The sequence below is a fragment of the Johannesbaptistia floridana genome, assembly GCF_057440575.1.
The window spans coordinates 22,424-38,050 of record NZ_JALKVM010000006.1 but is presented as its reverse complement, the minus strand read 5'-3'; the positions used below and the strand labels follow the sequence as shown (position 1 = coordinate 38,050).

The 15,627-nt window shown below is 37.2% G+C and carries 7 protein-coding genes and 1 tRNA gene; 3 read left to right on the top strand and 5 right to left on the bottom strand.

Translation table 11 applies throughout. From position 1 onward, the window contains the following. Together MW688_RS00545 and shc are read right to left on the bottom strand one after the other, a co-directional pair. The coding region (locus MW688_RS00545; protein WP_486733954.1) for a response regulator at positions 1–1,393 on the bottom strand (1,393 nt) is incomplete at its 3' end. 607 nt (positions 1,394–2,000) lie between these two features. Continuing rightward, a complete protein-coding gene (gene shc, locus MW688_RS00540; protein WP_486733953.1) occupies positions 2,001–3,911 on the bottom strand; it encodes a squalene--hopene cyclase in 1,911 nt (636 codons plus the stop codon). 62 nt (positions 3,912–3,973) lie between these two features. Here shc and MW688_RS00535 point away from each other — a divergent pair, with 62 nt between their 5' ends. After that, the gene (locus tag MW688_RS00535; protein ID WP_486733952.1) at positions 3,974–5,149 is read left to right on the top strand and encodes a glycosyltransferase; all 1,176 of its coding nucleotides are present in this window, start codon (positions 3,974–3,976) and stop codon (positions 5,147–5,149) included. A gap of 27 nt (positions 5,150–5,176) precedes the next feature. On the opposite strand, the gene MW688_RS00530 is transcribed toward MW688_RS00535, so the two are convergent. Together MW688_RS00530 and MW688_RS00525 are read right to left on the bottom strand one after the other, a co-directional pair. Continuing rightward, the gene (locus MW688_RS00530) at positions 5,177–7,645 is read right to left on the bottom strand and encodes an O-antigen ligase family protein (protein ID WP_486733951.1); all 2,469 of its coding nucleotides are present in this window, start codon (positions 7,643–7,645) and stop codon (positions 5,177–5,179) included. Positions 7,646–7,760: 115 nt separating this feature from the next. Then, a complete protein-coding gene (locus MW688_RS00525; protein ID WP_486733950.1) occupies positions 7,761–9,326 on the bottom strand; it encodes a metallophosphoesterase family protein in 1,566 nt (521 codons plus the stop codon). Between the two features lie 100 nt (positions 9,327–9,426). Between MW688_RS00525 and MW688_RS00520 the strand changes: the two genes are divergently transcribed. Both MW688_RS00520 and MW688_RS00515 read left to right on the top strand, forming a co-directional pair. Next, entirely contained in the window at positions 9,427–10,974 is a 1,548-nt protein-coding gene (locus MW688_RS00520) for an endo-1,4-beta-xylanase (RefSeq protein ID WP_486733949.1), read from the top strand. A gap of 650 nt (positions 10,975–11,624) precedes the next feature. Further along, positions 11,625–14,732, top strand: a complete 3,108-nt coding sequence (locus MW688_RS00515; protein WP_486733948.1) for a PKD domain-containing protein — start codon at positions 11,625–11,627, stop codon at positions 14,730–14,732. Between the two features lie 795 nt (positions 14,733–15,527). On the opposite strand, the gene MW688_RS00510 is transcribed toward MW688_RS00515, so the two are convergent. Continuing rightward, a tRNA-Ala gene (locus MW688_RS00510) sits at positions 15,528–15,600 on the bottom strand. Positions 15,601–15,627 lie beyond the last annotated feature (27 nt).

The following is a 15,627-nucleotide window of genomic DNA, read 5'->3' as shown; positions in this document are numbered from 1 at the left end:
AATTATGTTTTTGTGCCGCTTGTATTAAAGGCATGGGAGATATTAATTCTCCTTTTTGATTTCTTACTCTCAGTAAAATTTCTGAATGATTAACATTTAAGCCACTATTTGCCAGAGAAGCGATTTTTTGCTTAAATAACACTAACTTATCTGTATCTAGGTTAGCATTCGTTAAATCTAGCCAATCTGATTCTGTGTAAGCCCTGGTTTTTGCCTTCACATTCACTGACTCTGGTAGATATGTATGAAGTGTTTTATTGATAACTTCTACATCAATCGGCTTAAACAAAGTCTCATTACAACCATTTAATTTGCCCCGAAATTGCTCCAAGATGTTTTTGTAGCTAGTAAGCATGACGATAGGAGTGTTTTTTAGCTTCTCGTTTTGAGATTTACGTAAGATGCGACATAATTCATAACCATTGAGGTTTGGCATGTAAAAGTCTATGAAAATCAAGTCTGGTTTATGCTTAAGTAGCAAATCAATAGAGCGTAAATCTTCGGTGATACCAAGAAAATCATATCCCTGTGCTTTGACTATTTTTTCCATGGTCTGGCAGACACTGGGAGAATCATCTACACAAGCTATTAGAGGAAGTCTTTTTTTAGTTGTTGTTACTTCTACAGGAGGTTTGAAATCAGAAACTGTTACTAATTCTATGAATCCTGCTGCTAAATAATACTGTATATACTTAGTCAACTCTAACAAACTTAGTTTTGATTGTAAGCTTAAATCTCGCAGACTTTTTTTGCCTGTGAATTTACTTTGCATCTGCTGTAATCGCTTTAAACCAAATTTTTCTACTAATTGTTCCGATTCAATGATTTTTGGTGCTAGATTAGGACAACACTCAAATACTTTTGCTTGTTTCCAGGCTTTTTCTTGTTCTGTGGCTTTGAATACTGATACACCTAAGCTTGTAATTATTAATAACTTAATAGAAATTTTGTAAGATTCCGATTCTAAACTTAAGCTTTTAGCTTGGAAAATGTCAAAGAGAATCTCTTGAAGTTGGGCTTTGACGAGGTTTTGTAATTGTTTAGCATTTATTTTTTGTTGGTAAATCCAGCGACTCAGCAACTCGTATTCCCAACATATCTGCAAGTTTTCTTTTTTTACCTTCTCGGGTCTTCTAATGAGGCTAATCAGTTCTTGTTGTATTTCTGGCAAATAAATAGAAGCATTTCTAAAAAAGCGCCTAACTTGATTTTCCCCTCCCGTAGCATAGATTACTTTGCCTGAATAAAAGTAAAAATGCCAGCAGATTTGCGATGGAGATTGGAATGTTATTCTACCACTAAATTGATCTTTCTCTACCTGGTGAAGTATTTCTCTTATTTGGGTATTGTCAGAAATTTGATTTGGTTGAGTTTCTCTTTCTATCTGAATCATTCTCATTTACCTATGATTTTTTAATCCTGGTTTAGTTGGTAGTTTGGATACGGTTAGGGGTTTATCTCTTAATCTGTAATGATTAATGTCTAGGTAAAAGCTCTATGGTGATAACTTCAGTAACCAGTATATTTACTTAAACATTAATAACTAGTTTGGTTGATTAACTTAATATTTGTTAATATAGAACTTAACATTTCTTAATATAATGTGTCAACTTTTTATTTCTCATTTACCTCTTGAGATAGACAAACTTGACTGGTACCATAAATATAGTTATTAAGTAAATAGGCGATCGCTCTATTGGATAAAAGCGATGAACAATGTCAAAAGCCCATCCTTCCGGTTGACCTACCAAGTTGTAGGGTGCGTTAATTTTATTAATTTGGTTAACAATTTTTAATCTATCAAATGTTTTTGTACTCAGGTTCTATCTTTAGATAGAGTTGCGTATTTTCTACCTGGTAGGGCTTCAGAGCCATTTATATCGTAATTATAGATAGAATATATTTGACTCAAACCACCAAGACATCAAGGGGGATCGCCTTAAATGGGGATCACCAAAGAGGCAAATTTCTGGTCCATTTTAACATGACTTTATAAAGTTTTAATATTTCCCTTTTTGATAACTACCCAGGGCTAGTAGGGGAAAATACTGTTGATAGAAATGATATTTCAGGTAAAAATGACTAGGAAATCCAGTGCCTGTAAACTCTGACTCTTCCCATCTGCCGTCGGCAAGTTGAGTAGAAACTAAGTAGTTAATCCCTTGACTAAGGGAAGTTTGATAGGATTCTCCGGTGACTTTACTTGCCGCTAGTAAGCCGAGAATCGCCCAGGCAGTTTGAGAAGCTGTACTCTTACCTTGGCCTTTTAAACGAGGATCATCGTAAGATAGGCAGGTTTCACCCCAGCCACCATCTGGATTTTGACAGCTAATCAACCAATTGGCGCCTCTAGATATAGGTAAACTATTCTGTTGAGAAGAAATTGCTTGTAAAGCACAAAGGGCACCACTAGTCCCATAAATATAGTTAACTCCCCAACGTCCAAACCAACTTCCGTCTGTTTCTTGTTCATTTAGCAAATAGGCAATAGCCCTCTTTACCCGACCTTCATCCATAGATGCTGAACAAGATCCCAACATTTCTAATACTCTAGCGGTCACGTCTGCTGTATTGGGATCAATCATCGCTTTTAAATCAGCGTAGGGGAGATAATTTAACCAATTTTGATTATTATCCACATCAAAAGCACCCCAGCCTCCTTCTTGACACTGCATACTTTCTATCCAAGCCACACCACGATTTATTGCCCCCTGTTTAATTCTTTGATTAGGTAAGGTAACGGATTGTAAAGCCATAACTACCACCGCTGAATCATCCACATCAGGATAAAAGCGATTAACAAATTCAAAAGCCCATCCTCCTGGTTGACCCTGTTTATTTTTTACCTGCCAGTCTCCGTAATCAAGTATTTGCTGATTCAGTAGCCATTCTCCTGCTTTCACTACCACAGGATGGTCTGATTCAATTCCTGAAGCTGTCAGGGATCTAATTACCCAAGCCGTATCCCATACGGGAGATATACAGGGTTGCACTCGATAGGTAGTTTCTGTTTCAATCGCAAAATTATCTACTGCTGTTAATCCCCTTTGGACAATGGGGTCATCTAAACTATAATCTAGGCTACGCAAAGCTAAAAGAGAGTTAAGCATCGCTGGGATGATTCCTCCCCAATCTCCTGTAGCTTCTTGTCTAGTTAATACCCATTCTTCAGCCGCCTTCAGACTCATTTCTCTCCAAGGCACTAGATTCAGGGTTTCTGTTAACTTAAATAAATCATCTAACCACACAAAAATATCTGTCCAATCACCATTTTTTGGCAATTCATAACTTATATTGTATTCTGTATATAATTCTTCTAGGGTGATTCCTAATTCATATACAGGCTTCTTATCAAAAACTATCAATAGGGGCACTGTACTACTTCTAGCCCAACTAGACATTTCATAAATAGTGAAGAGAAAATTATCTGGTAACAACATAATCCAGGGAGGAATCGAAGGCACTCCCCGCCAATCATAACAACCAATTAAAGCTAGATGTAGCTTAGTAAAGATACGAGTTTTACTGATGCCTCCTTTGGCTAAAATAAAATCACGAGCTTTTACTAATACAGAGTCATCAACACTTACACCCAAAAGACGCAAAGCCATATAAGCTTCTACAGAAGTACTCAATTCTCCGCCATCACCATAAAATAGTTCCCAACCTCCTGAAGCTACTTGTTGACAACGTAGATATTCTTCTACTTTAGCTAGGGATGATAATCTACTCGTATCACTTCCCCAAATTTTATGAAGTAATACAGCTTCCGAGGTAATGGTTACATTTGATTCTAATTCTGCCCACCAGTATCCCTGGGGATGTTGTTGAGAGAGTAAGTAGTTTTGACTAGCGGCGATCGCTTTAGTTATTTTTTCTGTGCTGATTGTTGTTTGTGCTTCTGTCTGCATTTTCAAAGGGAAAAAAATTGATATGATTGATATTCTATATAATCAACAGATATTTAGCAATTATGCCATTAAATACCAGTAATGTTCTGCTAATCACTAGTTTTCTTTCCTTATTTATTTGGTTAATCTTAATTGTTTTTCGGGGGCAATTTTGGCTTAGTAACCAATATCTAGACACAGATAATGCCAGTTTTAGCATTTACCCTGATGTTTGTGTCATTATTCCTGCTCGTAATGAAGCTGATGTGATTCAAACTAGTATTAAATCTTTGTTGCAACAAAACTATTTAGGTAATTTTCATATTATTTTAGTCGATGACCAAAGTGATGACCAAACTAGTAAGTTAGCTAAGCAGATAGCTACAGAGTTATATAAACAAGAGCAGCTAGATATTATTACGGGGAAACCATTGCCATCAGATTGGACAGGGAAACTGTGGGCTATGCAGCAAGGTATGGTAAAAGCTCAAACTGATTACCCCAATGCTAAATATTATCTCTTTACAGATGCTGATATTGAACATGAAGTAGATAATTTAAGTAAATTAGTCAAGCAAGCAGAAACCTATTCATTAGCTTTAGTATCTCTGATGGTCAAGTTACGTTGCCAAAGCTTCTGGGAAAAACTACTAATTCCTGCTTTTGTCTTCTTTTTTGAAAAACTGTATCCCTTTGCTTGGGTAAATAATCCTCAAAAAAATATAGCTGCCGCCGCCGGAGGTTGTATTCTGATAGATTCTCTAACCCTAAAAAAGATTGATGGTTTTACTAGTTTACGGAATACTTTAATAGATGATTGTAACTTAGCTCAAGCCGTTAAATCCTCTGGAGAGAAAATCTGGTTAGGTTTAAGCAAAACTACTCGCAGTTTGCGCCCCTATGATTCTCTAGATACAATTTGGAACATGGTGGCTAGAACTGCCTATACTCAACTTAACTATTCTCCAGGGTTATTGATAGGTACAGTTATAGCTATGAGCGTAGTTTATTTATTCCCTCCTCTAGGGTTTTTGTTAGGAATATTCAAGGGTAAATTGATTTTGACTATAGTTAGCTTGTTTACTTGGTTACTGATGGCGATCGCTTATTTTCCCACTCTACAATTATATAATTGTTCTCCTCTACGTGCTTTAACTCTTCCTGGAATTGCGAGTTTATATACCCTGATGACTATAGATTCGGCTTGGCGCCACTGGCAAGGTAAGGGAGGCGCTTGGAAAGGCCGTATTTATAGTTAACAATAAGTAATGAGTTATGAGTTATAACTATAAACTAGAGAGAAACTCCTCTCTTAAGGGTTGTAACTGCCTATCTAATTCAATATTAGTTACTAAGGTAGGAAATACCTCAGAAAACCACTCAGTCATGGGGAAATTTTCCACAACGGTTAAGAAATCAGTGGGAGGCACTCCATCTAAATGACGATTTACAAAGTTAAAACCGAGACGCTGACGACGATATTGCCAAACAGGGGCTTTTTGGGTTAACCATTGATAGAAACTATCGGAATTAGCCATAGAAGTAAGTAAATTTTCAGTCATAAATTGAGGAGGGGGAGTGCGAATAGCGTAAACCCAAGCCTGTTGTAATAATTCTAGACGTTTTTGTGGTTGATACCAAGCTTCAATTACTAGAGAGGAAGTTAGAGTGGGAGCTGGTAAGATATCCTCAGGATTAGCGCCATTAGTAGATAATTTTAATAGAGTTTGACTGAGGGGATTACCATACTCTTGTAAATCTAATTTAGCTTGGTCAAAATTCCCTAGCCACCAATATAAACTGCCACGACACTGTCTCCAGTAGTTAGCTAGAGGAGTATCTGGTAAAAAGCTTTTGTATTGGGCTAACAAACTTGCCGTTACTTGTTGATAAAGAGGCTGTAATTGGGGAGAGCGCCAAATTGGACTAGTTATAAATAGTGGGTCTCTAAGTGCTTCTAAAGTAATTGCTTGTACTGCTTGTTCGGTTTTTCCCTGGGCGAGTAAACTCAAACCTAATCCGTAGAATACGCCGCGTTTTACAGGTAATAACTCGGCTGCCTGTTTAAAGTTAGCCGTTGCTACTGTTGGTTGTTGAGTTATAGACAACCAAGCCAGATTACTATAACCAAATTCCCAGTATGGTGAGGTATTAATTCCTGTTTCTAACCATTCTGAAGCCTCTGGGATTAAATCAGGTTGATTGTTAACTAGGGCTAGATTTCCTATATTCCAACCTAGTTGGTAGGGATAATAGGGCTCCCAAGGCACTATCTCGTGTGCTTTATTAAGACTAGTAACAAAATTATCGAATTCTTCTCTAGCTAAAGCAGTAAAACCTTGATTAGATAGTAGCCAGGAGCGATGAATTGGTAATAGCCAGATAACCATACTGATAATTAAGCCCACACCCACTAAAATAACTAATCTGATGCGAGGTAAAAATAAAACTTGAGAAGTATGATGCTTATTAGTTAAATAAGCGGCAAAAATGATAATTGTACCAGCAATACTGACGTTATCTAACTGATAGTCAAATATGCTAACTGTGGCATACCCAAACAGAGCGCTATAAATACTCCCAACTAAAATACTTTCTCTAGGAGTTAAATTAAACCTGTCTCTAACTAAACCAATAAAGCCCCAAATTAACCATGCTAGAGCTCCTAGTAAAATAAGTATACCCCATATTCCCATTTCTCCCAAAAGTTGGGCTACAGTACTATGAAGTTGATAAGTTAATTCTGACTCTCTACCTCCCCAAAAGGGTAAATATTTTTGATAAAGTAAAGGAACACCACCCAAACCAACACCAGATAGGGGGTTATCTAATCCCATTCTCCATCCTATTTGCCAATTAATCACACGATAAGCTAATTGAGATTCTAAATTACCCGTTACAATTGCATTCAATGTATTAATTAAACGTGGACTTACAAAAACAAGAGCGATCGCAATAGCGATGAGGGGTAAAATAAAAATATACGCACGGCGACGCTGCTTGAGGATTAAAAATAATATTCCCACAGCTATGGCAACTACCATACCTAACCAACCACCGCGAGATTGTGTCGTATATAAGTCAACTAAGCCCAGAATCACTCCTCCTAACCAAAACCATCGACGTAGTCCACTCTCAATCAGAAAAAGCCCTACTAGCAATGGTAGAGATAAAATTAAGTAACCTGCTACATAGTTTTGATGTCCAATTGGTGCCCAATTCCGCAACTCCAGGGTAGTTATGTCAAAAGCCAATTGAACATTGTAAGAAGCAGTTAAACTTTCAATCTGAGATAATTCTGGCAGTACTGTTTGCAGTAGCCAAACTACTAAACTAACTATAATAAAAATAATATTCAGAAATCCTTGTAAAAATAGCAGCCTATCCGGGTTTTTACTTTGATTTAGCCAATTATTGAGACTGTATAAACCCGATAAGTAGCCAATAGCCATAAAACTATACCAAATAGCTTGATTGTGAAATTCTGCGGTAACAGTAGATACAATTATCCCCAGAATAATCAGAATAACTAAGCTATCTAAGTAGTTGCCTAGTCTCAATAAATTTTTTCTGGCGGCTATTTGCCACAGTAACCAAATTATCGGCACCAGTAAGCCTATTTGCACAAAAAATACCCCCGGCCACGCTACCATCAGGGAATGACTATTGACCAGTAGAGTAAATAAAATATAAAAACTAGCTAGTAGTAAGTTTAACAGACGACCTTGGGAATTAATAGAAACTTGATTATCCATCTGAAGTGACGTTTTATACAAAAATGTTCAGTTAGGTCAAAGGGTCGATAACAATATTTGTGTTTTCAATTTAATTATAGTTGGCGATCGCTGTTTTGTTAATTTCTCCAAATGATTATAAAACTATAGGGTCTAAAGAGTAATTATGCCATTCTTTCTGGTATTTTTCTGCTACTAAGGGAGTTACAACCAATGTCGGGGGTGTTCCTGTTTTTACATCAATCCGCAAACCCGAATAGGGCCTTCTTAAATCGGAACCTTTGCCATTGCGTCCTACAAATAGATGATTCTCAACTACAACTCGCTCTTCTCCGTTCACTGTCTCAGTAATTACCGAACCTTCAGAACGCTGTCGGCGCAAACTATAACCACTACCACCACAGATTATCCAGTTAATCTGGGAATCACTATGACCTGTGTCTTGGGTGCGCAAATATTCCAGACAATGGGCATGACCTGATAATACTAAATCTACCAGAGGTCTTCCCTTAGCTAAATCATCTACTCTAGCAGCTACCTGGTCTAAAACCATGCGCAGATTATTTCTCACTGCTAGAGTTTGCCTCCCTTGCCATTTACTTGCTTCGGTAACATAGGGGGGATGGTGAAAAAAAATAATGCGACCTCTTATCCCTGGATTTTCCCAAGAATTGATTAAACTCTGTTGCAACCAGTTAAGTTGCGCCTTATCAACCATAAAATTGCTGCTGGCGTTTAACTGCTTATTTATATCATTAATTTGTTCGTCTACTTGTTCAAGTTCTCCGGTGATTTCTTCTGTGGTATCTTCCTCCTGTTGATTACCTGGGTACATTTCCATTCTGGATTTAAGTAATAAGTTTTTCTGGTCAATTAGTTCTTGTAGCTCTTGTTCTAACTGTTTTTGTAACTTCCTATCTTCGCTATTTTCTGATAAGGGTTGAGGTTGATTAAAAGTATTAGAATCTAAGGCAAAAAATTCAATTCCTCCATAACAAAAACTATAGTAGCGATGAGGAATACGGGTAAATATTCCCGGTTGATAGGTTAAACATCGCCCAGTATTAGTCATAGTTGTATAGTGTTGATTCAAATAATCATCTAGGCGAAAATCGGGAATATTTTTCAAATAATCTATAAAAGCCCTAGCAAAAGCGTCTCCTTGAAAAGAACCATGCCAACCTACATCTAAATCTATATATCTTCTGAAGAGATGTTTCAAGGGTGAAGATAAACCTGATAACAAACCTAGCCAAGGAGAGATATCATAGTAATCATGGTTGCCTATTACAGGAAAAAAGGGGATTTTAAAAATCATTTGGTCGTAAGCAATTTTTTTGGGGTTTTCTCCTCCTTGTAAAAATTCCCGATATGGCTCAATAAAGTTATAAAAATATTGTTCCCTAGAGCCAACTAAATAAACTACATCCCCCGTATGAAGAACAAAATGAGCGTCTTTTCCTTTGGTCATTATATATTTAGCTACTTCTCTTTGAGGACTATCTTTTCTATGACGACCTGTGCCACTATCACCTAATACTAAAAAGGAAAATTCTTCCAATTTTTCGTTTTCTTGGTTATTGTTAATAGCTAATTTAGTTTGATCAATTTTTAGTTGCTTAATTTTATTATGTTTCCATTTGACTCGCTCATTCATTTTGCGAATCTTGGTTTCTATATTGGGTTCTTTTGTTAAATTCATGTTAATTCAAATAAATAAAATAATAATTATATCATTGACTATCTTAAAATAAAGAAGATATTTAAGAGAAAAAAAACTGCTATATAATAGAATAAGTATTATGAAAATAACCAAACTGAGTAAATTTAATCGCCGTTATTTTCTTCAGTTTACAGGAAGCTTAATGGTAGCAACAACTATAGAAAAAGTATCAGCAGAACCCTGGTTGTTTATACAAGTATGGACAGTAACAGGTGAACCCTTAGACAGGCAAAAATTGTCACAATTATACTTTTTAAATTTAGAAGATCAACCTCTGCCTACTCCAGTATATCGTGTGGAAACTGGAAGCTTTTGGTTTAAACCCCCCTCAGCTTCCCCTTGGGCGATCGCACTTTTTCTCACCATTCCCGATTTTGGGGAAGTTACGGTATATGCAGATAATCAAGGAAAAGGTTATACTGCTGAGGATTTTCCCTTAAATCTTAATTTGGCTTTCGCTGTATCGCGTCTTCATCGAGTTGAAGAAGTTATAGGTAAATGGAGAAACCAAGGTATAAAATTTCCCAAAAGAATTACTGACAAATTAAAAAGAGCAAAAACTTATTTAGACTATGCAGCTAATCAAGGAATTCTCTTAAAGTCTAAATGGTTATATGCTAGTTTAGCGTCTAGTATGTGGGCAGGAGAAGAAGCAGTTATCTATCAATCTCAACAAGTTATCGAAAAAAAGCGTGATTTTCTTTGGGGTGCTAACTTTTTTGGTTATCCTGAATTAGGAGAAAAATATACTTATTCTTTTCAAAATCTCTTTAATTTTGCTACTATTCCTACATACTGGTCATTCTTAGAATCTAATCTAGAGACAGTAGACCAGATGGTCAACTGGTTATATCAAGCAGGTATAACCATCAAAGGACATCCTCTAGTCTGGTTTCATGAAGCATCTATTCCCTCTTCCTTTCAAAATAAATCTTACTCAACAATCAAAGAATCATTAGCAGAAAGAATTTTAGCCACTACTACTCGTTATGGTCACAAGATACCCTATTACGATATCATCAATGAAGCTAATGGAGTTGAATGGGCCAATAAACTCGGTTACTCTCAATCGCAATTTTTAGAATTGACAGAAATGGCAGCCCTTACCAGCCGCAAAGGTAACCCAAATGTTTATAGAATCATCAATCATTGCTGTTTGTGGGCAGAAAATGTCGCCTATTACCCACCACCTCAATATAGTCCTTATCAGTATCTTCAGGCTTGCATAGAGGCAGAGATTCCCTTTGAGGCGATTGGTTTACAATTATACTATCCTAATCGGGATATGTTTGAGATTAATCGTCTTTTAGAAAGATTTGCTAGTTTAGGTAAACCTATACATATTACTGAAATTGGTGTGGCTTCAAACAGCACTGCTGATGAGAATGCCTATATCAGAGAATCAAAGGGTTTTTGGCATCAACCCTGGAGTGAAAGTATTCAGGCAGATTGGTTAGAGCAACTATATACTATTTGTTATAGTAAGCCTTATATCAAGGCAATTAGTTGGTGGGATTTAGCCGATGTCAATCAGTTTTGGCCCCATGGTGGTTTGTTAAATTCTAAACTTGAGCCTAAATTAGCTTATTTTCGCCTTAGTCGTCTGTTGAGAAGTTGGGGATTTTGAAGCATTCTTTGGTGCGTTACTGCTTCATTCTACATTCTACATTCTTATAGCAATGAGCGTTGTAGTGTTAACAATATTTATATTTACAGATCCCCCCAACCCCCCTTAACAAAGGGGGGCTTTTCATGATAACTGTAAACATCTATTTGCGAGCTTGCTATAATTCTATCTACTCATATCAAAGCACCAGTACTTATGTACTAAATTAACCTCAGAAAAAGTTCATTTCTCTTTAGCCTAAGATATTGCACTCGGTCAACCAATTTTTAAGCGTTTAGCATTAATTCTTTAACTCCAAGACTTCAAAACTCATTACTCATTACTTATTACTCATTACTTCTTACTCGTTACTCATTACTTCTTACTCATTACTCATTACTCATTACTCATAATTCATCCACCACAAGTAACTTTGGGTAAAGATGCGAGGGTCTGAGTTCGCGCCTTCCTTCGCGCTTTCTCAATTTCAGTATATTTACGTATTATGCTTAATCAGCATTTTAACCCTCTGTTTTTTGGTAAATTTATTATCTTCAAAACCCTTTCAATAAATGCTTTTTAGCCTTTTTAACCTCAAAGAATTTTTCTGCTGAATTGTTATAATGTATACAGAATGGACTTACATTATTAATTCATAAGGAGAAAAACTTATGGTAGTATCACCTTCAACATTTCCTTCAGCTCAAGATCAATATATGCTTGAATTGATCAATAGAGGTCGTCAAGACCCAGCAGCAGAAGCGGCTCGCTACGGAATAGCTCTCAATGAAGGACTGAGTTCAGGAACAATTTCTACAAACCCTAAACAACCCTTAGCATTTAATCTAAATCTCAACACGGCAGCTCAAGACCACACTCAATGGTTACTAGATAATAACAAATTTCAGCACACAGGAGAAGGTGGCACAAGCTCAAAACAACGTATGGAGAATGCCGGGTACCCATTCGTACCTTCCTGGGGAAGCGGGGAAAATATTGCCTGGAAAGGCACAACTGGTACCCCAAATTTTACTACGTTTGTCAGACAAAATTACGAAAACCTCTTCATTGACGAAAATTATCCTGGTAGAGGTCATCGTGTCAACCTAATGAATGGTAACTTCCAAGAAATTGGACTTTCATCATTACAGGGACCCTATATCTTTAACGGTACAACTTACAATTCAGTGATGACTACCCAAGATTTTGCCTATTCTGCGGCTCAAGGACCATTTATCACTGGTGTTATCTATACTGATGCAGTTTCAAATGACAATTTCTATACAGTTGGTGAAGGACTAGGCGGAGTAACCGTTACAGCAGTTGATACGGCAAATAATGCTAATACTTTTACAACTGATACTTGGAATACAGGTGGTTATAGTTTAGAGATTCAACCCAATAAAACTTATAACGTGGCCATCTCCGGTGATTTCGATGGAAATGGTACGGTAGATGAAGCCTCTTATACCGTTACAGTGGGCAATCAAAACGTTAAATTGGATTTAGCAACTGACAACTTTGAACCTGCCAATTCTTTACCTATAGCCGTTATTACTGGTGACTCTAGTGGCAATGAAGGAGATGTTCTTAATTTCAACGGAATTAACTCAACTGATTCTGACGGAACTATAGTTAGTTACGCCTGGGATTTAGATAATGATGGACAGTATGATGATTCTAACGCTCAAAATCCCACTTATTCTTTTGCTGATAACGGAATATATACCATTGGTCTACAAGTAACTGATAATGATGGTGGTGTTGATACTGCTACAGCAAACATTACTGTTAATAACGTTAATCCGGTGGCTGATGCTGGTCCTAATCAAACTTTCGATGAAGGTATTAGTTTTACCCTCAATGGTAGCGCCACTGATGCTGGTATTAATGATACTTTTACCTACGCTTGGGACATAGATAATGATGGACAGTATGATGACGACAATCAAGATTTAACTGTTTTCAATATCAATCAGGGGATATACACCTTTGGTTTACAAGTAACTGATGATGACGGTGGTGTAGGGACGGACACGGTTATAATTACTATTAATAACGTTATTCCACGCGCTGATGCTGGTCCTAATCAAACTGTCAATGAAGGTGCTAGTTTTACCCTCGAAGGTGGACTACCGGATAGTTTCTATGACCAATATACTTACGCTTGGGATTTAGATAATGATGGACAGTATGATGATTCGAGCGATCCAGATCCTACTTATTCCTTTGCTGATGATGGAATCTATACCATTGGTCTACAAATAACTGATGATGATGGTAGTGTAGGGACAGATACAGTTACAATTACTGTTAATAACGTTAACCCAGTGGCTGATGCTGGTCCTAATCAAACTGTTAATGTAGGCGATAGTTTTATCCTCAATGGTAGCGCCACTGATGCTGGTATTAATGATACTTTTACCTATGCCTGGGACCTAGATAATGATGGACAGTATGATGATTCTAACGTTCAAAATCCTACTTATTCCTTTGCTAATGATGGTACTTATACTATTAGGTTACGAGTAACTGATGATGATGGTGGTGTAGGGACAGATACGGTAACCATTACCGTTGAGAATAATACAAATAATGGACCAGATTTACCAATCATTGAAGGAACATCTGCCAACGATACCATCACAGGTACTGTTGACGCTGAAATCATTAAAGGCAATGCAGGGAATGATGTTTTAAGAGGTGAAGCAGGAGATGATATCCTTGATGGTGGACTAGGAAGCGATCGCTTATTAGGTGGTGATGGCGCCGATACTTTTGTGGTCTTATCCGGCCAAGGTAAAGATATAATCAATGACTTTGTTCGGGGTGAAGATAAATTCAGCAGTGATACCGATTTTGCTAACCTCGGCACTTTCGTCAATAATGGCCATATTAATATTACTGATAATAGTGGTATTTTGGCTGTCCTCAGAAATGTTACTGAGTTTACTCAAGATGATTACATTGCTTATGGCGATAACTCTCAACCAGTCAATGATTTACCAATTATTGAGGGAACACCTGCCAACGATACCCTCATCGGTACTGTTGACGCTGAAATCATTAAAGGCAATGCAGGGAATGATGTTTTAAGAGGTGAAGCAGGAGATGATATCCTTGATGGTGGACTAGGAAGCGATCGCTTATTAGGTGGTGATGGCGCCGATACTTTTGTGGTCTTATCCGGCCAAGGTAAAGATATAATCAATGACTTTGTTCGGGGTGAAGATAAATTCAGCAGTGATACCGATTTTGCTAACCTCGGCACTTTCGTCAATAATGGCCATATTAATATTACTGATAATAGTGGTATTTTGGCTGTCCTCAGAAATGTTACGACGTTTACTCAAGATGATTACATTGCTTATGGCGATAACTCTCAACCAGTCAATAATTTACCAATCATTGAAGGAACACCTGCCAACGATACCCTCATCGGTACTGTTGACGCTGAAATCATTAGAGGCAATGCAGGGAATGATGTTTTAAGAGCTGAAGCAGGAGATGATATCCTTGATGGTGGACTAGGAAGCGATCGCTTATTAGGTGGTGATGGCGCCGATACTTTTGTGGTCTTATCCGGCCAAGGTAAAGATATAATCAATGACTTTGTTCGGGGTGAAGATAAATTCAGCAGTGATACCGATTTTGCTAACCTCGGCACTTTCGTCAATAATGGCCATATTAATATTACTGATAATAGTGGTATTTTGGCTGTCATCAGAAATGTTACTGAGTTTACTCAAGATGATTACATTGCTTATGGGGATATATAGCAAGCTCGCAAATAGATATAGATGTTGACAACAATGATGAAAAGCTGCCCTTGCTCAGATCTTGCATCTTTACCTAATGTTACTGGTTGTGGATGAATTATGAGTTTTGAAGTTTTGAAGTTTTGAAGTTTTGAAGTAATGAGTTAAAGAATTAATGCTCAACGCTTAAAAATTGGTATACCTTTGCAAGATATGGGCTAAAGAGAAATGAACTTTTTCTGAGGTTAATTTGGTACATAAGTACTGGTGCTTTGATGTGAGCTTGGGAAGTTGACAAGGGCAGCTTTTTAACATTTCGGTGAAGATGAGATAGGAGAGGATCTCACACCAACTCACACCAAAGCATCAAAACCCAAATGTTACTGGTGGATGAGTAATGAGTTTTGAAGTCTTGAAGTAATGAGTTAAAGAATTAATGCTAAACGCTTAAAAATTGATTCTCGCTTGTTGGCCAATTTCAGTACTTTTGTACTTGCGTGCAAGATATGAGGCGATCGCACTCTTGTAGGTTGGGTCCTTGGAAACGAAACCCAACAATCTATTTTTTAGAGAAATTGAGTTGTTTTGATAGCTTCATTTATGGGAGGTATTGGTTGTAATTTTAGCTTAATTTTATGCTTGATAGTAAGTGTAGCTCTCTACAGTTATATAGATTTTAGATTTAATTTGTTTATCTGGTATTTACTTATTTTGCTTGGTAGTGGTAGCTTAGTGGTAGCTGAATTTTTCAGTGAGCTACCGATTAGCTACTAGCGATTTTCTGAAACCCTGAAATCGTAAGGGGTTGAAGAAAAATGGAGCTAAGCGGATTCGAACCGCTGACCCCCTGAATGCCATTCAGGTGCTCTACCAACTGAGCTATAACCCCTTTTTTTGTGCTTTATTATCTTAACGT

Coding starts and splice junctions, on each gene's coding strand:
- shc (WP_486733953.1), bottom strand. CDS start 3,911: ATGCAGACAGAAGCACAAACAACAATCAGCACAGAAAAAATAACTAAA.
- MW688_RS00535 (WP_486733952.1), top strand. CDS start 3,974: ATGCCATTAAATACCAGTAATGTTCTGCTAATCACTAGTTTTCTTTCC.
- MW688_RS00530 (WP_486733951.1), bottom strand. CDS start 7,645: ATGGATAATCAAGTTTCTATTAATTCCCAAGGTCGTCTGTTAAACTTA.
- MW688_RS00525 (WP_486733950.1), bottom strand. CDS start 9,326: ATGAATTTAACAAAAGAACCCAATATAGAAACCAAGATTCGCAAAATG.
- MW688_RS00520 (WP_486733949.1), top strand. CDS start 9,427: ATGAAAATAACCAAACTGAGTAAATTTAATCGCCGTTATTTTCTTCAG.
- MW688_RS00515 (WP_486733948.1), top strand. CDS start 11,625: ATGGTAGTATCACCTTCAACATTTCCTTCAGCTCAAGATCAATATATG.